15 protein-coding genes, 1 tRNA gene and 1 pseudogene are annotated in these 19,879 nt (G+C 59.9%); 1 reads left to right on the top strand and 16 read right to left on the bottom strand.

Features of this window, described 5'->3' with window-relative positions; translation table 11 throughout:
* Positions 1–12: 12 nt before the first annotated feature.
* From AC1DLV_RS29380 to rpsL, 4 genes and pseudogenes are all read right to left on the bottom strand, one after another.
* Positions 13–153: pseudogene (locus AC1DLV_RS29380) on the bottom strand (GTP-binding protein); the annotation flags it as partial.
* 67 nt (positions 154–220) lie between these two features.
* Positions 221–2,311, bottom strand: coding sequence for an elongation factor G (gene fusA, locus AC1DLV_RS29385; protein ID WP_476803525.1), 2,091 nt, complete (start codon positions 2,309–2,311; stop codon positions 221–223).
* Between the two features lie 32 nt (positions 2,312–2,343).
* Complete coding sequence (gene rpsG / locus AC1DLV_RS29390) at positions 2,344–2,814, bottom strand: 30S ribosomal protein S7 (RefSeq protein ID WP_476786465.1); 471 nt, start codon at positions 2,812–2,814, stop codon at positions 2,344–2,346.
* A gap of 77 nt (positions 2,815–2,891) precedes the next feature.
* Positions 2,892–3,263 carry a 30S ribosomal protein S12 gene (gene rpsL / locus AC1DLV_RS29395; RefSeq protein WP_018427838.1) on the bottom strand — a complete coding sequence of 124 codons (372 nt, stop codon included), beginning with the start codon at positions 3,261–3,263 and terminating at the stop codon, positions 2,892–2,894.
* A gap of 474 nt (positions 3,264–3,737) precedes the next feature.
* Here rpsL and AC1DLV_RS29400 point away from each other — a divergent pair, with 474 nt between their 5' ends.
* Positions 3,738–4,019: a transcriptional regulator gene (locus AC1DLV_RS29400; protein ID WP_476803524.1), complete on the top strand. Its 282-nt coding sequence runs from the start codon at positions 3,738–3,740 to the stop codon at positions 4,017–4,019.
* Between the two features lie 81 nt (positions 4,020–4,100).
* On the opposite strand, the gene AC1DLV_RS29405 is transcribed toward AC1DLV_RS29400, so the two are convergent.
* The 12 genes from AC1DLV_RS29405 to AC1DLV_RS29460 all read right to left on the bottom strand — a co-directional run.
* Complete coding sequence (locus AC1DLV_RS29405) at positions 4,101–5,195, bottom strand: esterase-like activity of phytase family protein (protein ID WP_476803523.1); 1,095 nt, start codon at positions 5,193–5,195, stop codon at positions 4,101–4,103.
* Between the two features lie 132 nt (positions 5,196–5,327).
* Positions 5,328–9,524 (bottom strand): DNA-directed RNA polymerase subunit beta', encoded by a 4,197-nt coding sequence (rpoC, locus tag AC1DLV_RS29410; protein ID WP_476803522.1) that lies wholly within the window; start codon positions 9,522–9,524, stop codon positions 5,328–5,330.
* A 195-nt stretch (positions 9,525–9,719) separates the two neighbouring features.
* Complete coding sequence (gene rpoB, locus AC1DLV_RS29415; protein ID WP_476803521.1) at positions 9,720–13,853, bottom strand: DNA-directed RNA polymerase subunit beta; 4,134 nt, start codon at positions 13,851–13,853, stop codon at positions 9,720–9,722.
* 206 nt (positions 13,854–14,059) lie between these two features.
* On the bottom strand, positions 14,060–14,431 hold the full coding sequence (gene rplL, locus AC1DLV_RS29420) for a 50S ribosomal protein L7/L12 (protein ID WP_476783467.1): 372 nt from the start codon (positions 14,429–14,431) through the stop codon (positions 14,060–14,062).
* 54 nt (positions 14,432–14,485) lie between these two features.
* Positions 14,486–15,004 carry a 50S ribosomal protein L10 gene (gene rplJ / locus AC1DLV_RS29425; protein WP_476803520.1) on the bottom strand — a complete coding sequence of 173 codons (519 nt, stop codon included), beginning with the start codon at positions 15,002–15,004 and terminating at the stop codon, positions 14,486–14,488.
* A 391-nt stretch (positions 15,005–15,395) separates the two neighbouring features.
* On the bottom strand, positions 15,396–16,094 hold the full coding sequence (gene rplA, locus AC1DLV_RS29430; RefSeq protein ID WP_476803519.1) for a 50S ribosomal protein L1: 699 nt from the start codon (positions 16,092–16,094) through the stop codon (positions 15,396–15,398).
* A 4-nt stretch (positions 16,095–16,098) separates the two neighbouring features.
* On the bottom strand, positions 16,099–16,527 hold the full coding sequence (gene rplK / locus AC1DLV_RS29435) for a 50S ribosomal protein L11 (protein ID WP_476803518.1): 429 nt from the start codon (positions 16,525–16,527) through the stop codon (positions 16,099–16,101).
* A 155-nt stretch (positions 16,528–16,682) separates the two neighbouring features.
* The gene (gene nusG / locus AC1DLV_RS29440; RefSeq protein ID WP_476783471.1) at positions 16,683–17,210 is read right to left on the bottom strand and encodes a transcription termination/antitermination protein NusG; all 528 of its coding nucleotides are present in this window, start codon (positions 17,208–17,210) and stop codon (positions 16,683–16,685) included.
* A gap of 26 nt (positions 17,211–17,236) precedes the next feature.
* The gene (secE, locus tag AC1DLV_RS29445; RefSeq protein WP_067966516.1) at positions 17,237–17,437 is read right to left on the bottom strand and encodes a preprotein translocase subunit SecE; all 201 of its coding nucleotides are present in this window, start codon (positions 17,435–17,437) and stop codon (positions 17,237–17,239) included.
* A gap of 307 nt (positions 17,438–17,744) precedes the next feature.
* Positions 17,745–17,820, bottom strand: a tRNA-Trp gene (locus tag AC1DLV_RS29450).
* A gap of 170 nt (positions 17,821–17,990) precedes the next feature.
* Positions 17,991–19,604, bottom strand: a complete 1,614-nt coding sequence (locus AC1DLV_RS29455; RefSeq protein ID WP_476803517.1) for a COG3904 family protein — start codon at positions 19,602–19,604, stop codon at positions 17,991–17,993.
* Between the two features lie 132 nt (positions 19,605–19,736).
* Positions 19,737–19,879: EF-Tu C-terminal domain-related protein (locus AC1DLV_RS29460; RefSeq protein WP_476803515.1), on the bottom strand; the 143-nt coding region annotated here is incomplete at its 5' end.

The raw sequence follows: 19,879 nt of genomic DNA on the forward strand, positions 1-19,879 counted from the left end.
TCAGGCGCTGCGTGCGTCGATCTGGTCGTAGGCCTTGAACTCGCCGAAATACTTGGTGATCGCCGCCGTCAGCGACGTCTTGCCATGGTCGACGTGACCAATCGTGCCAATGTTCACATGAGGCTTATTACGCTCGAATTTACCTTTTGCCATGTGAGGTCTCCATTCTTGCTAGCCCGATAAGGGCGTTGAATTAATAAAACGCTGCAATTCGCTGGAATTACGCGTATTTCTTCTGAACTTCCTGTGCGACCGCAGTCGGAACCGCCTCGTAGTGGTCAAACTGCATCGTGTACTGGGCGCGGCCCTGTGACATCGAGCGCAAGCTGTCCACATACTTGAACATGTTGGCCAGCGGCACCATCGCGTTGACGACGACGGCGATACCACGGCTTTCCTGGCCCTGGATCTGGCCACGACGGCTGTTCAAGTCGCCAATGACGTTGCCGACATAGTCTTCCGGCGTCACGACTTCGACCTTCATGATCGGCTCGAGCAGCTGGACACCCAGCTTCGGAGCGGCTTCGCGAAGGCAGGCGCGACCGGCGATTTCGAAGGCCAGCACCGAGGAGTCGACATCGTGGTAGGCACCGTCGATGAGCGTCGCCTTGACGCCGATCATCGGGAAGCCTGCGAACGGACCCGAAGACAGAACGCTGCGGAGACCCTTGTCGACACCGGGGATGTATTCCTTCGGAACTGCACCACCGACGATCTTCGATTCGAAGACGAAATCTTCGCCCTCGGGGTTCGGCTCGAACACGATCTTGACGCGCGCGAACTGGCCCGTACCACCCGACTGCTTCTTGTGGGTGTAGTCCTGCTCGTGGGTGCGGGTGATCGTTTCGCGATACGCAACCTGCGGAGCGCCGACGTTCGCCTCAACCTTGAACTCGCGACGCATGCGGTCGACGATGATGTCGAGATGCAGCTCGCCCATGCCGGAGATGATGGTCTGACCCGACTCTTCATCCGACTTGACGCGGAACGAAGGATCTTCAGCAGCCAGACGGTTGAGCGCGAGGCCCATCTTTTCCTGGTCGCCCTTGGTCTTCGGCTCGATGGCGATCTGAATGACCGGCTCGGGGAATTCCATGCGCTCGAGGATGACCGGGTGCAGCGGATCGCAAAGCGTGTCGCCGGTGGTCGTTTCCTTGAGGCCGGCCAGAGCGACGATGTCGCCGGCGAAAGCCTCTTCGATGTCGGAGCGCGAGTTCGAGTGCATCTGCAGCATACGGCCGAGACGCTCTTTCTTGCCCTTGACGGTGTTTTCGAGCGACGCGCCCTTGACCACCTTGCCGGAGTAGATGCGGCAGAAGGTCAGCGAGCCGACGAACGGATCGTTCATGATCTTGAAGGCGAGCATCGAAAGCGGCTCGTTGTCGTCAGCATGACGCTCGATCTCGGCTTCGGTCTTGGCATCGATGCCCTTGATGGCCGGAACGTCGAGCGGCGACGGCAGGAAGTCAACGACACCGTTGAGAAGCGGCTGAACGCCCTTGTTCTTGAAGGCCGAGCCACAGAACATCGGGAAGAACTTGACGGCGATGGTACCCTTGCGGATCAGCGCGCGCAGTTCGTCGTTCGACGGCATCTTGCCTTCGAGGTAGTTCTCAAGAGCCGTCTCGTCCATTTCGACGGCGGCTTCAATCATCTTGTCGCGGAATTCCGCGGCCTTTTCCTTGAGGTCGTCCGGGATCTCAACGACGTCCCAGGCAGCGCCCAGGCTCTCATCGCGCCAGACCAGCGCGTTCATCTCGATAAGATCGACAACGCCCTTGAACTCCGATTCAGCGCCGATCGGCAGCTGGACGGCGACTGCAATCGCACCGAGACGCGACTTGATCATGTCATAGGAGCGATAAAAATCGGCGCCGATCTTGTCCATCTTGTTGCAGAAGATCATGCGCGGGACGTTGTACTTGTCCGCCTGGCGCCACACGGTCTCGGTCTGCGGCTCAACACCAGCGTTTGCATCGAGCAGCGCGATGGCGCCGTCGAGAACGCGCAGCGAACGCTCGACTTCAATCGTGAAGTCGACGTGGCCGGGGGTGTCGATGATGTTGAACCGGCGCTGCAAGCCGTCGCGACCCTTCCAGAAGGTCGTGGTCGCAGCGGAGGTGATCGTGATGCCACGCTCCTGCTCCTGCTCCATCCAGTCCATGGTGGCAGCGCCGTCATGGACTTCGCCGATCTTGTGCGACTTGCCCGTGTAATAAAGGATGCGCTCGGTGGTCGTGGTCTTGCCGGCGTCGATATGCGCCATGATACCAAAATTACGGTAGTCTTCGATCTTATATTCGCGGGCCATGGGAGGTGCCTCTCAGTCGTTCGTTCGCGCTATTACCAGCGGTAGTGCGCGAAGGCGCGGTTGGCTTCCGCCATCTTGTGGGTGTCTTCACGCTTCTTCACGGCGGTGCCGCGGTTGTTAGCCGCATCCATCAGCTCGCCGGAGAGGCGGTCGACCATGGTGGTCTCGTTGCGGTTGCGGGCGGCAGTGATCAGCCAGCGAATGGCGAGTGCCTGACGGCGCTCAGGACGCACATCAACCGGAACCTGGTAGGTAGCGCCGCCGACACGACGCGAACGCACTTCCACATGCGGCGCGACATTGTCGAGCGCCTGATGGAAGACAGTGACCGGCTCCTGCTTGGTCTTAGCCTGGACCTGATCAAGCGCGCCGTAGACGATCGTTTCAGCGATCGACTTCTTGCCGTCATACATGACGGCATTCATGAACTTGGTAACAACCAGATCACCGAACTTGGGATCCGGGTTGATCTCGCGCTTTTCTGCACTGTGACGACGTGACATATCTTTGTCTCTCAACCTTGAACCGGCGCCTTAACACGCGGAGAACCTCGCGCAGCGCCTGAATTGCAGAACCCGAATTACTTCGGACGCTTGGCACCGTACTTCGAACGGCGCTGCTTGCGGTTCTTCACACCCTGCGTATCGAGCACGCCACGGATGATGTGATAACGCACGCCCGGAAGATCCTTCACACGACCGCCGCGGATCATGACCACGGAGTGCTCCTGAAGGTTATGGCCTTCGCCGGGGATGTAGCCGATCACTTCAAAACCATTGGTCAGGCGGATCTTCGCGACCTTACGCAGAGCCGAGTTCGGCTTCTTCGGCGTCGTCGTGTAGACGCGCGTGCAAACGCCCCGCTTCTGCGGGTTGGCCTGCATGGCCGGCACCTTGTTGCGCGTAGCCGGCGCCTGGCGCGGCTTGCGGATCAGCTGGTTGACGGTAGGCATTAAACCCTCTTGTCTCTCAATTCCGTGTCTCAAGCCCGTTCAGGGCGACTTCAAGCGCAAAATCCATACGCAAATTCGGGCCACAAACCGCGATCTGCGGTCTTGCCCGAACAAAGGCAGAGGAAGCGAAATCGCTTCATGCACGCCGGAAATGTCTTCTCGCTCGTAAAAACGAACCCTGTTTGAGGTGAACTCTAAAGCTTGTCGCTTCGGAAAGACCAACCTCACATCGGCTCAGACGAGGCGGTATCTACTCGCATGACCGGGAACCGTCAAGCCCGTCCCTCCAAAAACCTTAACGAAACCGGCACTTCGGGCCATCCAAGCCGCCTGGAGCAATTTTATTGCGCTGCAACATAGAGACTAAGCCGGTTTGTGACGCTGTTTGCCCTGTTTTGCCCCCACTCTTCATGCGAAAATCGGTGAAACCGGGGCGAATCCCCGCACTTGCGAATCTAAAACAGGGAATCACTGATGAACGACAACGAAGAGCGCCCGGTGACGATCATCATCGGACGAGTCTGGCGTAAGAAGGGCGGAAAGCCCGAAGGCGTCCATATCATGCTCGTCGCACCGGACGACGATACCGCTGTGCGCCTGGCACTCGACGCCCTGGTAAAGGAAGGTTACGCCGAAGCCGAGCTCGACCAGATCGGTGACATGCAAGGCGAACCCGACGACGAGCCGCAGATCTCAGCCTATCAAGGGGCGCTCGAAGGCGAAGTGTCGATCGTCACCTTTAACGAGCCGCGCTGATTTCAGGTCAGTCGACCCGCCCTGCCCGCCGATGTCGGCCTTGCCGGTTCGGCGGGCCTTTGACCCGTGGCGCGATCCCACTCAGTTGGTGGCGGGGTCCAGTTTCAACACCACGAACTGGGTGAACTGCTCGGGGTTGAAATTGTTGTCGGAGGCAATCACCAGCGTCCGCTTGCCGTCGACTTCCGGCCCCCAGGTCACGGACTCGATGTTGTCGATGTCGAGACCGAAATCGCCCTCGCCGATCGTCAGAACCTTGCGCTTCGATATCGGCGTTGCAGCCACATCCTTGATCGACGCGACACCCTTCACATCGGTGGCACCTGCAAAGCTCGCCAGATAGAAGTTGATCTCGGTGCCGATGCCAAGGGCGAAGGAACGTTCGACGGTCAGCAGTTCGCCAGGTCCGAAGAACAGGAATTCGGAGAGGCCGTTGTCGTTGTAGAATGGATCTTGCGTTGCCTTGGCGAAGATCGGTCCGTTCTCATAGACATACTCGGCCGTCACTGCACCACTGGCAATGTCGAAGCCGATGATGCGCGACGGGCTGCCGGCTTCCAGCGTGGCTTTTTCGCCATCCTGCGCCAGGGCATTTTCGGTTCCTGCCCAAAGGGTCTTGCCGTCGAGCGAGATGGCCAGGCTTTCAAAGGAAAGATTGCCGCGAACACCCGACGTCTTGTCGGCATTGGGCAGATAGGCCTGTGGAATTGCAAAACTCCTGACGTGGCTGCCATCTGGTTTTGCTTCATGGATAGCAGGCTTGCCGGCAGCATCGCCCTCGCTCGACCAGAAGATCCGGTTGGCCGACGCATCGAAGCGGATCGCCTCGGGGTCGACATCCTTCTTGGCGAAGACAGCACCCTCAGCGTCACGTAGAGCAGAGCTCGACACGATATCGACGCCGTGGACACCTTTGTCGTCGATCGCAAGCTTCAGCGTGTAGAGCCGCGCCGGCGCGCGTTCCGAGCGATCGTCCGAGATGGCGAAGAACAGCCCGCTCGGCGCATCGTAGTCGAGGCCGGAAATGCCGCCGAACTCGGTCCCCGCGATCTTCAGGCCGGTCGGCAGAACGACCTGGCCGAGCAGCGTCGCCTTGAGCGGACCGGTGTCTTGCGCGTGGGCCGAAATCACTGACGAAGCCAGCACGGCAGCGATGGCGGAAACAACAGACTTCATGATGCGGTCACCTGTAATGCGCGTCGGGCCCGCACTGATAGCGACGGCATTTGACAGGCACATGAAGCTCAGGTGCCCAAATGAAAAAAGGGGGCCGAAGCCCCCTTTCCCATTCTTGTTTGGACGACGCCCTTACTGAGCGGCGTTGACCATGTCGGTCAGGATCGGCTCGGCGACCTCGACACCCGAGAGCTTGCGGCGCTCGTCGAGTATCAGTTCGTCGCGCGAGGTGGCGATGCGCCGGATCTGGCTCATCATGCCGCCCGTGCCGGCCGGGATAAGGCGGCCGACGATGACGTTTTCCTTGAGACCCTGCAGCATGTCGGTCTTGCCGGCGACCGCAGCTTCCGTCAGCACCCTGGTCGTTTCCTGGAAGGAAGCGGCCGAGATGAAGGACGGCGTCTGCAGCGATGCCTTGGTGATACCGAGCAGAACCGGCTGACCTTCGGCAGGCTTCTTGCCTTCCTCGATCAGGCGATCGTTGATCTCGTCGAACTCGATGACGTCGACATGATCGCCCGGGATGTAGACCGAGTCGCCCTGAGCGGTGATCTCGACCTTCTGCAGCATCTGACGAACGATGACCTCGATGTGCTTGTCGTTGATCGACACGCCCTGCAACCGGTAGACTTCCTGGATCTCGTTGACGAGGTAGGACGCAAGTGCCTCCACGCCCTTGATGGCCAGAATGTCGTGCGGCGCCGGATTGCCGTCGAGGATGTAGTCGCCCTTTTCGATGGCATCGCCGTCCTGAAGATGGAACGGCTTGCCCTTCGGGATCAGGTATTCGACTGGCTCAAGCGTCGAGTCATGCGGCTCGATGATGATGCGGCGCTTGTTCTTGTAGTCGCGGCCAAAGCGAACCGTACCATCGATCTCGGCGATGATGGCGTGATCCTTCGGACGGCGGGCTTCGAAGAGCTCGGCAACACGCGGCAGACCACCGGTGATGTCCTTGGTCTTCGCGCTTTCCATCGGGATACGCGCCAAGACGTCGCCAGGATGCACATGCGCACCCGGTTCGACCGACAAGATGGCCTCGACCGAGAGCAGGAAGCGAGCATCGCCGCCCTTCGACAGCTTGCCGACCTTGCCCTTGGAGTCCTGGACGACGATCGCGGGCTTCAGATCATTGCCGCGCGGGGTCGAACGCCAGTCGATGACCTCACGCTTGGTGATGCCGGTCGACTCGTCGGCCGTTTCCTGAACGGAAATGCCGTCGACCAGGTCCTCGAACGCCACACGGCCTTCGATTTCGGTGAGGATCGGACGGGTGTAGGGATCCCACTCGGCGACACGCTGGCCGCGCTTCACCTTGTCGCCATCGTCCACGAAGATACGCGAACCATAGGTGACACGGTGCGTGGCACGTTCCTTGCCGGTTTCGTCGAGGATCAGGATCGCCATGTTGCGGCCCATCACGACAAGGTTGCCGTCGGAGTTGCGAACCACGTTGCGGTTGCGGATCTCAACCTTGCCCTCATAGGAGGCTTCAAGGAACGAGCTGTCCACCACCTGCGCGGTACCGCCCATGTGGAAGGTACGCATGGTAAGCTGCGTGCCCGGCTCGCCGATCGACTGAGCGGCGATGACGCCGACAGCTTCGCCCTGGTTGACAGGGGTACCACGTGCCAGATCGCGACCGTAGCAGACCGCGCAGACGCCGACCTTGACTTCGCAGGTCAGTGCCGAGCGGATGCGGACGGACTGAACGCCAGCCTTCTCGATCACCTCGATGTCGCGCTCGTCCATCAGCGTGCCGGCCTTGACCAGCAGATCGCCAGTAACCGGGTGGTTGATGTCGTCGAGCGACGTACGGCCAAGGATACGCAGGCCGAGCGAAGCGACCACCTGGCCGGCATCGACGATCGGCTGCATGGTGAGGCCCTTTTCGGTGCCGCAATCAACCGAGTTGACGATGCAATCCTGCGCCACGTCGACGAGACGACGGGTCAGGTAGCCGGAGTTAGCCGTCTTCAGAGCGGTATCGGCGAGACCCTTACGGGCACCGTGGGTCGAGTTGAAGTACTCGAGAACCGTCAGACCTTCCTTGAAGTTGGAAATGATCGGCGTCTCGATGATTTCACCCGACGGCTTGGCCATCAGGCCACGCATACCGGCCAGCTGACGCATCTGGGTGGGCGAACCACGCGCACCGGAGTGCGACATCATGTAGATCGAGTTCATCGGCTTCTGACGGCCGCTGTCTTCGAACTCCACCGCCTTGATGCGGGCCATCATTTCGTCGGCGACCTTTTCCGAGCACTTGGCCCAGGCGTCGACTACCTTGTTGTACTTCTCGCCCTGAGTGATCAGGCCGTCATTGTACTGCTGCTCGTATTCCTTGGCGAGCGCCTCGGTATCGGCAACCAGCTTCTCCTTGGTATCCGGGATCAGCATGTCGTCCTTGCCGAACGAAATACCGGCGCGGCAGGCATGGGCAAAGCCCAGGGCCATGATGCGATCGCAGAAGATGACCGTCTCTTTCTGACCGCAGTGGCGGTAGACGGTGTCGATCATCTTGGAGATGTTCTTCTTGGTCATCTCCTGGTTGGCGGTATCGTACGGCACGTTGACGTTCTTCGGCAGCAGTTCGCCGATGATCATGCGCCCAGGCGTCGTCTCATGGATATTGGACACGACATTGCCAGCAGCGTCGACCGTGCGGAAACGACCCTTGATCTTGGAGTGCAGCGTGACTGCCTTGGTCTCAAGCGCGTGCTGGAGTTCGCCCATGTCGGCAAACACCATGCCCTCGCCCGGCTCGTTCTGGTTGACGATCGAGAGATAGTAGAGACCGAGAACCATGTCCTGCGACGGCACGATGATCGGCGCGCCGGAAGCCGGGTGCAGGATGTTGTTAGTCGACATCATCAGCACGCGGGCTTCAAGCTGAGCCTCGAGCGAAAGCGGAACGTGGACAGCCATCTGGTCGCCGTCGAAGTCGGCGTTGAAGGCCGTGCAGACGAGCGGATGCAGCTGGATCGCCTTGCCTTCGATCAGAATGGGCTCGAAGGCCTGGATGCCCAGGCGGTGCAGCGTCGGCGCGCGGTTGAGCAGCACCGGATGTTCGCGGATGACCTCGTCGAGGATATCCCAGACTTCCGGCTTTTCCTTCTCGACCAGCTTCTTGGCCTGCTTGACGGTCGAGGAGTAACCCTTGGCGTCGAGACGGGCATAGATGAACGGCTTGAACAGCTCGAGCGCCATCTTCTTCGGCAGGCCGCACTGGTGCAGCTTGAGTTCCGGACCGGTCACGATGACCGAACGACCGGAATAGTCGACGCGCTTGCCGAGCAGGTTCTGACGGAAGCGGCCCTGCTTGCCCTTGAGCATGTCGGACAGCGACTTCAGCGGACGCTTGTTGGCACCAGTGATGACGCGGCCACGGCGGCCGTTGTCGAACAGTGCGTCGACAGCTTCCTGCAGCATGCGCTTTTCGTTGCGGATGATGATGCCAGGCGCACGCAGCTCGATCAGACGCTTCAAGCGGTTGTTGCGGTTGATGACGCGGCGATAGAGATCGTTCAGGTCGGACGTCGCAAAGCGGCCGCCATCCAGCGGGACCAGCGGACGCAGGTCCGGCGGGATCACCGGAACGACCTTCATGATCATCCACTCGGGGCGGTTGCCCGATTCCATGAAGTTTTCGACGACCTTGAGCCGCTTCAGATACTTCTTCTGCTTGAGCTCGGACGTAGTCGTCGCGAGCTCGGAACGCAGATCGCCAGCGATCTTTTCGAGATCCATGCTGGCAAGCAGGTCATGGATGGCTTCCGCGCCGATCATGGCGGTGAACGAATCCTCGCCATACTCGTCGACAGCGATCTGGTACTCTTCCTCGCCCAGGAGCTGGTGCTCCTTAAGCGCGGTCAGGCCCGGCTCGGTGACAATGTAGTTCTCGAAGTACAGGACGCGCTCGATATCCTTGAGCGTCATGTCGAGCAGCGTGCCGATACGGCTCGGCAGCGACTTCAGGAACCAGATGTGGGCGACGGGCGCGGCGAGCTCGATGTGGCCCATGCGCTCGCGGCGAACGCGCGACAGCGTCACTTCCACGCCGCACTTTTCGCAGATGACGCCCTTGTACTTCATGCGCTTGTACTTACCGCACAGGCACTCGTAATCCTTGATCGGGCCAAAGATGCGGGCGCAGAACAGCCCGTCACGCTCCGGCTTGAAGGTGCGGTAGTTGATCGTCTCCGGCTTTTTGATTTCGCCGAACGACCAGGACAGAATCTTCTCAGGGCTGGCGAGCGAAATCCGGATGGAATCGAACACCTGCGCAGGCGCCTGAGGGTTGAAGAGATTCATGACCTCTTGGTTCATGCCGTTCTCCTTTTCGGGGCCCTCGAAAGCCCCTTGTCATCGTGTGCGGACCAGAGCGCCCGCCAGCTGTGTCGGCCGTCGCCGAAAAATTCTCTTCATTCGAGCACGATCTTGACCGAAAACGGCACCCGTCTAACGGGATCGTGCTCAGCGGCGACGCCGCGGGGAAAAATCCCAGCGGCGCGCCTTTAGTGCTTACTCGGCTGCGTCGGGCAGTCGGTGCGTTTCGTCGATCTTGGTGTTCTCAAGCTCGACATTGAGGCCCAGCGACCGCATTTCCTTGACGAGAACGTTGAAGCTCTCGGGAATGCCCGCTTCGAACGTGTCGTCGCCGCGCACGATCGCCTCGTAGACCTTGGTACGGCCTGCCACGTCGTCCGACTTCACGGTCAGCATTTCCTGCAGCGTGTAGGCGGCGCCGTAGGCTTCGAGCGCCCAGACCTCCATTTCGCCGAAGCGCTGGCCACCGAACTGCGCCTTGCCGCCCAGCGGCTGCTGGGTAACGAGCGAGTAAGGTCCGATCGAACGGGCGTGGATCTTGTCGTCGACCAGGTGGTGAAGCTTGAGCATGTAGATGTAGCCCATCGTCACCATGCGGTCGAACGGCTCGCCCGTACGTCCGTCGTACAACTGCGACTGGCCGGAGGTGTGAAGACCCGCCTGCTGCAACATCACATTGATGTCGGCTTCATGCGCGCCGTCGAACACCGGGGTCGCGATCGAGACGCCACGCTTCATCTGCTCGCTGAGGCGAACGATGCTTTCGTCGTCATAATCACGGACCGGCTCGTTGCGGTCGTTGGCCGGAATGAAGCTCTCGAGTGTGTCGCGCAGCGGCTTGATATCGCCACCCGACTTGTACGCCTCGATCAGCTCACCGATCTTCTTGCCCATGCCTGCGCATGCCCAGCCCAGATGCGTTTCCAGAATCTGGCCGACATTCATGCGTGAAGGCACGCCGAGCGGATTGAGCACGATGTCCGCATGCGTTCCGTCTTCGAGGAACGGCATGTCCTCGACCGGAACGATACGCGACACGACACCCTTGTTGCCGTGACGGCCGGCCATCTTATCGCCGGGCTGCATCTTGCGCTTCACCGCAACGAAGACCTTGACCATCTTCATCACGCCGGGCGGCATCTCGTCGCCGCGCTGCACCTTTTCGACCTTGTCCATGAAGCGCTGCTCGAGCTGCTTCTTGGAGTCGTCGTACTGGCCGCGCAGAGCTTCGAGCTCACCCTGCATCTTCTCGTCTTCAACGGCGAACTGCCACCACTGCGAACGCGGATAGTCGTCCAGCGTCTCCTTGGCGACGGTCGAGCCCTTCTTGAAGCCCTTCGGTCCGGCAATCGCGTCCTTGCCGATGAGCATGTCGCTCAGGCGGCTGTAGACGTTGCGATCGAGGATCGCCTGCTCGTCGTCACGGTCCTTGGCGAGACGCTCGATTTCCTCGCGCTCGATTGCCATAGCGCGTTCGTCCTTCTCCACGCCGTGGCGGTTGAAGACGCGAACTTCGACGATGGTGCCGTAGGTTCCGGGCGGCATGCGCATGGAGGTGTCACGGACATCCGAGGCCTTTTCACCGAAGATGGCACGCAGCAGCTTCTCTTCCGGCGTCATCGGGCTTTCGCCCTTCGGCGTGATCTTGCCGACAAGAATGTCGCCAGGAGCCACTTCCGCACCGATGTAGACGATACCCGCTTCGTCGAGGTTCTTCAGCGCTTCTTCCGAAACGTTCGGAATGTCGCGGGTGATTTCCTCAGGCCCGAGCTTCGTATCGCGGGCCATGACCTCGAACTCCTCGATGTGGATCGAGGTGAAGACGTCGTCGGCCACGATGCGCTCGGAGAGCAGGATCGAGTCCTCGTAGTTGTAGCCGTTCCACGGCATGAACGCGACGAGCACGTTACGGCCGAGAGCCAGATCACCGAGCTCGGTCGACGGGCCGTCGGCGATGATGTCGCCCTTGTTGACCCGGTCACCCATGCGGACCAGCGGACGCTGGTTGATGCAAGTGTTCTGGTTCGAACGCTGGAACTTCATCAGACGGTAGATGTCGACGCCGGACTTGCCCGGATGGAGATCTTCCGTCGCACGGACAACGATACGCGTCGCGTCGACCTGGTCGACGATACCGCCGCGGCGAGCGCCGATGGCAGCACCCGAGTCACGCGCAACGATCGGCTCCATGCCGGTACCGACGAACGGAGCCTCGGCACGCACCAACGGCACGGCCTGACGCTGCATGTTCGAGCCCATCAGAGCGCGGTTGGCGTCGTCGTTTTCCAGGAACGGGATCAGTGCTGCTGCGACCGACACCATCTGCTTGGGCGAAACGTCCATAAGATCGACGTTTTCGCGCGGCGCCATCATCACATCGCCGGCATTGCGGCAGATGACGAACTCATCGACGAAGTGGCCGTCCTTGTCGAGCTCGGCGTTGGCCTGGGCGACGAAGTGCTTGGCCTCTTCCATAGCCGACAGATAGACAACTTCGTTCGTCAGCTTGCCGTCGACGATCTTGCGGTACGGGCTTTCGATGAAGCCGTACTTGTTGACGCGTGCGAAGGTAGCCAGCGAGTTGATCAGACCGATATTCGGGCCTTCCGGCGTCTCAATCGGGCAGATACGGCCGTAGTGGGTCGGATGCACGTCGCGGACTTCGAAGCCAGCGCGCTCGCGGGTCAGACCACCAGGTCCAAGCGCCGAAAGACGACGCTTGTGGGTGATCTCCGACAGCGGGTTGGTCTGATCCATGAACTGCGACAGCTGCGAAGAACCGAAGAACTCGCGCACGGCGGCAGCCGCCGGCTTGGCGTTGATCAGGTCCTGCGGCATGACCGTGTCGATTTCGATCGAGGACATACGTTCCTTGATCGCCCGCTCCATGCGGAGCAGACCGACGCGGTACTGATTTTCCATCAGCTCGCCGACCGAACGGACACGGCGGTTGCCGAGGTTGTCGATGTCGTCGATCTCGCCCTTGCCGTCACGCAGTTCGACCAGCGTCTTGACCACGGCAAGGATGTCGTCCTTGCGCAGGACACGCACTGTGTCTTCCGCGTTGAGCTCGAGACGCATGTTCATCTTGACGCGGCCGACGGCCGAAAGGTCGTAGCGCTCGCTATCGAAGAACAGCGAGTTGAACATGGCTTCGGCGGTATCGAGCGTAGGCGGCTCGCCCGGACGCATGACACGGTAGATGTCGAACAGCGCGTCCTGGCGGCTCTCGTTCTTGTCGACCGTGAGCGTGTTGCGGATGTAGCCGCCGACATTGATATGATCGATGTCGAGGATCTTGATCTCTTCCTCGCCAGCCGCGAGCAGAACCTTCAGGGTCTTTTCGTCGATCTCGTCGCCAGCTTCGAGGAAGATCTCGCCGGTTCCGTAGTTGACGATGTCCTCAGCGAGGTAGCTGCCGAAGAGATCGTCTTCGGTCGCCTTGATCGCCTTGAGGCCCTTTTCGGCAAGCTGCTTGGCCTGACGCGCGGTGATCTTCTTGCCGGCTTCGACGACGATTTCGCCGGTGTCGGCATCAACCAGATCGCCGACAGCCTTGAGGCCGCGGAAACGCTCGACCGAGAACGGAATGCGCCAGTGATCGCCCGACTTCTTGTAGGTGATCTTGTTGTAGAAGGTCGACAGGATCTCCTCGCCGTCCATCCCAAGCGCCATCAGCAGCGACGTGACCGGGATCTTGCGGCGACGATCGATACGGGCGTGGACGATGTCCTTGGAGTCGAACTCGATATCGAGCCACGAACCACGGTAAGGAATGACGCGCGCGGCAAACAAAAGCTTGCCCGACGAGTGCGACTTGCCCTTGTCGTGGTCGAAGAAGACGCCCGGCGAACGGTGCATCTGCGAAACGATGACGCGCTCGGTGCCGTTGACGATGAAGGTGCCGTTGGACGTCATGAGCGGCATGTCGCCCATGTAGACGTCCTGCTCCTTGATGTCCTTGATCGACTTCGCGCCGGTATCTTCGTCAATATCGAACACGATGAGGCGCAGCGTCACCTTGAGCGGCGCAGCAAAGGTCAGATCGCGCTGACGGCACTCGTCGACGTCGAACTTCGGTGCTTCGAACTCATACTTGACGAACTCCAGCATCGACGCGCCGGAGAAGTCTGAGATCGGGAAGACCGACTTGAAAACGGCCTGCAGTCCTTCATCGGGACGACCGCCCTTGGGCTCGTCCACCATCAGGAACTGATCGTAGGATGCCTTTTGAACCTCGATGAGGTTCGGCATCTCCGCAACTTCGGGGATCTTTCCGAAGAACTTGCGTACGCGTCTGCGGCCATTGAAAGTCTGGATCTGGGCCATCGTCGCTCCTTGCTGCCTTTACTTGGGGTGAGCGTCGCTAATGCTCACCTTGCATTTTCGCGCCGCCTCGGCGGCGGCCTATCCAAAACGGGCGAAAACCCGTTTCCTGAAAGCCGCTTGCGGCCATCAGGAAATAGGTTCCCCTCAATCCCCCGGGTCACGGGAGCCGGTGGGCGGCGATTGGGCCGCCCACCGAAACCGTGAGCTTACTTAAGCTCGATCTTGGCGCCAGCTGCTTCCAGCTGAGCCTTGAGCTTCTCTGCGTCGGCCTTGGAAACGCCTTCCTTGACCGGCTTCGGAGCGCCTTCGACGAGGTCCTTGGCTTCCTTGAGGCCCAGGCCGGTGATGGCGCGGACTTCCTTGATGACTTCGATCTTCTTGTCGCCGGCAGCTGCCAGGATGACATCGAACTCGGTCTTCTCTTCGACCGGAGCAGCAGCAGCACCGCCAGCGGCAGCAACAGCAACCGGAGCAGCGGCGGAAACGCCCCACTTTTCTTCGAGAAGCTTCGACAGCTCAGCCGCCTCGAGGACGGTCAGGGCCGACAGGTCGTCAACGATCTTTGCGAGATCAGCCATTTATCTATTCCTTCAATCAGTTCGAACGAGTGTTGATGATAGCGAGGAACGGCCTCATGCCGCCTCGTCCTTCCGGGCGTAAGCGCCAATGACGCGCGCGACCGAAGCCGCTGGCGCATTGACGATCTGGGCGATCCGGGTAGCCGGGGTGGCGATCATGCCAACCAGCTTTGCACGCAGCTCGTTGAGCGACGGGAGCGCGGCTAGTGCCTTGACTCCATCGGCGTTCAGCAAGGTCGTGCCCATCGAACCACCAAGGATGACAAGCTTGTCATTAGCCTTGGCGAAGTCGGACGCGACCTTCGGCGCTGCAATCGGATCCTCCGAATAGGCAACCAGCGTCTGTCCCTTGAACAGATCGATGATGCTTTCGGATTCCGTGCCCTGAAGAGCGATTTTGGCGAGACGGTTCTTCGCGACTTTGACGGTACCGCCGGCCTGACGCATCTTCACGCGAAGATCGTTCATTTGCGCGACGGTGATACCGGCATAGTGGGCCACGACGACTGAACCTGCGTTCGAGAACGCGTCATTCAGGCCCGTGACGAGTTCGCGTTTTTCCGCTCTGTCCACTGCCTATCTCCAGTTGACCGCCTCCCATTTGCGGGGGTGTGCGGTCGGGTTGCCTTTTGCCGGGCGGCTAATCCAGAAATTCCAGATCACCCGAACGGCGCTCGAGGATCCTGCCCCCTTTCGCCACACCTGACGGGCTTGTGGCCCGGCGCGATGCGCAGACAAAAGGCAAACACGGTTCGAACCTTTCATTGGAGCAAAGGCTCCTTTGTCTGGTCTTCACCCCGTCTCATGCAGGCCCATTCGAATTAAGGACCAAGGGTCGCTTGGACCGCCTGCAATCTCGGACAGGATTTCGAAAGTTGTTTCCAACTTCCGAAAAATCCGGGCCCGGAGGCCCGGAATTCTTGCTCAGGATCATGCCATTGCTGGCAGATCCCAATTCAAACAATCACGACGCGACGAGCGTGCCGAGGTCGATCTTGAGGCCTGGGCCCATCGTCGAGGTGACAGACACCTTCTTGACGTACACGCCCTTGGCGCCAGCCGGCTTGGCCTTGTTGACCGCGTCAGCAAAAGCACGGATGTTTTCTTCCAGCGCCTTGACGTCGAACGAGACCTTGCCGACGCCGCCGTGGATGATACCGGCTTTCTCGACGCGGAACTCAACGGCGCCGCCCTTCGAAGCCTTGACGGCTGCTGCGACGTCGGTGGTCACGGTGCCGACCTTCGGGTTCGGCATCATGCCGCGCGGGCCGAGAACCTTACCGAGACGGCCGACCAGCGGCATCATGTCGGGGGTGGCGATGCAGCGGTCGAAGTCGATCTGGCCCTTCTGGACGATATCGACGAGATCTTCCGCACCAACGATGTCAGCACCAGCGGCGCGGGCTTCGTCAGCCTTTGCATCGCGTGCGAAAACCGCGACGCGGACCGTGCGGCCCGTGCCGTTCGGCAGGTTGACCACGCCGCGGACCATCTGGTCAGCATGGCGCGGGTCGACGCCGAGGTTCATGGCGACTTCGATGGTCTCGTCGAACTTGACCGACGAGCGAGCCTTCAAAAGCTCGAGTGCTTCGCCAAGGCCATAAGCCTTGTCCGCATCGAGGCCTTCACGGGACTTGGAAACGCGCTTTGCAATCTTAGCCATGATCTCAGCCCACCACTTCCAGGCCCATCGAACGAGCCGAGCCTTCGACCATCTTGATGGCGGCTTCGATATCGTTCGCGTTCAGGTCCTTCAACTTGATTTCGGCGATCTCGCGCACCTTGGCGCTGCTGATCTCGCCAGCCTTGATCTTGCCCGGCTCCTTGGAGCCCGACTTGAGGTTGGCTGCCTTCTTCAGGAAGTAGGCCACCGGCGGCGTCTTCATGACGAAGGTGAACGACTTGTCCTGGTAATAGGTGATCACGACCGGGATCGGGGATCCCTTCTCGAGTTCCTGGGTCTGCGCGTTGAACGCCTTGCAGAACTCCATGATGTTGATGCCACGCTGACCAAGCGCCGGACCGATCGGGGGCGACGGCGTCGCCGAACCCGCGGAAACCTGGAGCTTGAGCTGGCCCGCTATTTTCTTAGCCATCTCTTTCCTGCTTTCGTTTTATGCCGGAGGACCCGGCGGTTGCAGTTCGGTGGTGCGAAAAAGACAACCGGCTAAGCCGCCTCTTCTCCCACCATGCTTGCGCCAGGCATGCGCCTGACACTGCCCACCACCGAAACCGGCGACGGGCGCTTCGATCAGCCCTTTTCGACCTGACCGAATTCGAGATCGACAGGCACAGCGCGCCCGAAGATCGAAACTTCCACCTTGAGGCGCGCGCGCTCCTCGTCCACTTCCTGGACGAAACCGTTGAACGACGCGAACGGACCATCGGAAACACGAACCGCTTCGCCGATCTCGAAAGTGACCGACGGCTTGGGACGTTCGACGCCCTCCTGGACCTGATTCAGAATGCGCTGGGCTTCAGCTTCGGTGATCGGCACCGGCTTCGAGTCACCCAGGAAACCAGTGACCTTCGGCGTGTTCTTCACGAGAGAGAAAACAGCGTCGGTCAAATGCGCCTTCAGCAGCACGTAGCCCGGGAAGAATTTGCGCTCGGCGTCGACCTTGCGGCCGCGGCGAACCTCGACAACCTTCTCAGTCGGAACGACGATCTGCTCGATCTGCTCGCTCAGGCCCTTCTGCTTGGCCTTGTGCACAATGTCCTCAGCGACCTTCTTTTCGAAGTTCGAATAGGCGTGGACGATATACCAGCGCGCAGTCATCTCAGGAATTCTCCGTATTCGCAGCCTTAGCGGCCCATGCCCAAGATCTGCTCGACGGCGAACGCCATCAGCTGGTCTGCAGCAAAAAAGAAAATCATCGCAATAATTGCAAAGCCGAGGACCATGACCGTGGAGATCATCGTCTCGCGCCGTGATGGCCACGTAACCTTCGCCGTTTCCGACCTTACCTGCTGCAGAAAGGTGAAGGGGTTCGTGGTTTTCGCCATGTGCCGCTCTGCTTTCAACGTCCGTTGACCGGACTTCTGGATGATCCCGTGACCGGGAGATGCCGCTACCTGAGAGGAAATCCGCGCCGAATCAGCGCAAACATTCCGCCCATGCAATTCGGACGCGTAAAGCCGGATCCCCAGCTCCACGCGCCGCGTGTCTGTTTCGCCTACATAAAACCGATTCTCTTTCCACGCAAGTGGCAGGGTACAGCTTTACGTTTAAACGCCGCATCGGAACCATCCAGTCGTTCCGTTCCGGCTATCGAAAGTCTCTTATGCCTGAATTAGCGAGTTCTGGCAAGACTGGCACGGGCAGCAGGGCTCGAACCTACGACCTGCGGTTTTGGAGACCGCCGCTCTACCAACTGAGCTATGCCCGTGCATCTCGCCGCGCATCAACTGCGCAGCACCGGCTTCCTAAGGATTTCCGACGCGTCTGTAAAGAGCGCAATGAAGCAGTTTGTGAACATTCACAGCTGCGGTTTTCGGACCACCGGGGCGTGGCGATAACCGCCACCCCTAAGACGCAGTTGAGGGCGTATAGGAAGAGCTAGCGCGGGAACTCACCGGGGCTAGCCGCTCTGCAGTTTCCTGGCGTCGGGATGGTACGGCAAATAGCTCCGTCGACGAGTAGATCCACGGCGCTAGTGCGGGTCAGGAGGCCTCTTTTCATCAAACGAAACTGAGCATAGTCATCGAGCTTGACCGGTGGGCCAGAGTCGAATGACTCCGTCTTTACATTCACCTGCCCCGAATAAGTGGCGAGCACCGTTTCGGAAGGCTTGTCGCCGATCTCCCATCCAACGAATGTTCCATAGCCGGCGAGCCTTGTTTTGCCTCCAGCCAGCATCAACATGCAGTCACGGGTGCATTCGCCACCACCTGAAACGGCGTTGCCGAAATAGGGCGCCCCGGTCTTTGCCGTTGCGACACAATTCTTGGAGCGGGGCTTGCAGCCGGAAAAAACCGTACTGCCGACTGCGACATCCAGGCGGTTTTCCCGAATCATGTTCCCCAAGGCGATCGCGGTTTCCGCGTCGCCACCGTTCGACGACACGACCAACGGCAATTTTCGCCCCTCGAGGGCCTTCAAAATGGTCTCGAAGCGCGAAAGGGCTTTGGGATCAATATCGCCTTCGGCCGATATCCATTCTGGGCAATCTGGTTCGCAGCCAGATTCGCTGGACCGAACAACGGCAAACCACATCTGCGAGTTCGGCGGAATTATCGCTTTCGGATAGGGCTTCACGCGCCTGGCAGCCAAGGCTACCTCCCCTACGCAATTCTCCGCAGGCCGCCCCGACTGGCACAGCCCCGCTCGCGCGAAAATGCCGGCAGATTCCTCCCTCGTAACGAGGCTCATGCCAATCATTTCCAACCGACTCAGCTGGCGCATGTCCTTGGCCGGTGTCCCTTGGGCCGCGGCGAAATAGGATTTGGCTACCCCCATTTCCTTGAGGTAGGCGAGAAAAGCCCGCTCGCTGGACTTTGACAGCTTTGTCGTTTGGTAGCTGCCCACCTTTTTGCGGCTGACGATCTTCTTTTCGATCACCCGCTTCTTACCCTTCACGATCTTGTACTTTTCTCGGTAGCGGATCGTTTCCCTGGAATAGGTAGTCGTGATCTGATGGACGCCGACATAAGTCGTTGGACCGGCAAGCCGCCTGACGCCCCCGGCAAGCACCAGCGGACATGCCGAGTTACAATAGACGCCATAGTCGACGACAACGCCCGAATAGACCCCGGTCTTCTTCTGCTGCGCTTCGCAATCCGGCTGGGCAGCGGGACATGCGGTCAGGTAGGCGCTGCCAACACCTACATCTAGCTTCCGCTCCCGGATCATTCGCCCGAGCTTATACGCTGCATCGACACTTCCACCGGGCGAACTGAGGACGATCGGCAGGCGCTTGTTTCCGATCCGCTTCAGTAACTTCTTGAAGGCGGCCGGCGTGCCTGCCTCTATCGCGCCGCGTGCCCATATGAATTCCGGGCAATTGGGTTCGCAAAATGGTGTGCTGCTGCGAACGACCACGAATTTCATCGGATCGTCGATATCATCGACACCCGGGCCAGCCGAGGCGCTCATCACTATTTGAGAGACCAGCGCGCTGGCAAAGACGGCAAGTAAAAACAAACGTCTGAAAATGTTACGTGATCTGGCCAAGCGCATCGTCCCCCAACGATTGTGCGAATGACGTTAACTTTACCCGTGGCGCGGCCCCTTGCAATGTAGCCTTTCGGCAAACAAAAAGGGCGACCCGAGGGCCGCCCTTCATGCAATTCAGTGAAGCGTCGATTATTCTTTGATCGAAGCGACGATGCCGGCGCCGACGGTACGGCCACCTTCACGGATAGCGAAGCGCAGCTTCTCTTCCATGGCGATCGGCACGATCAGCTCGACATCGACGGTGATGTTGTCGCCGGGCATGACCATCTCGG

The organism is Aminobacter sp. 01T433, assembly GCF_056398585.1.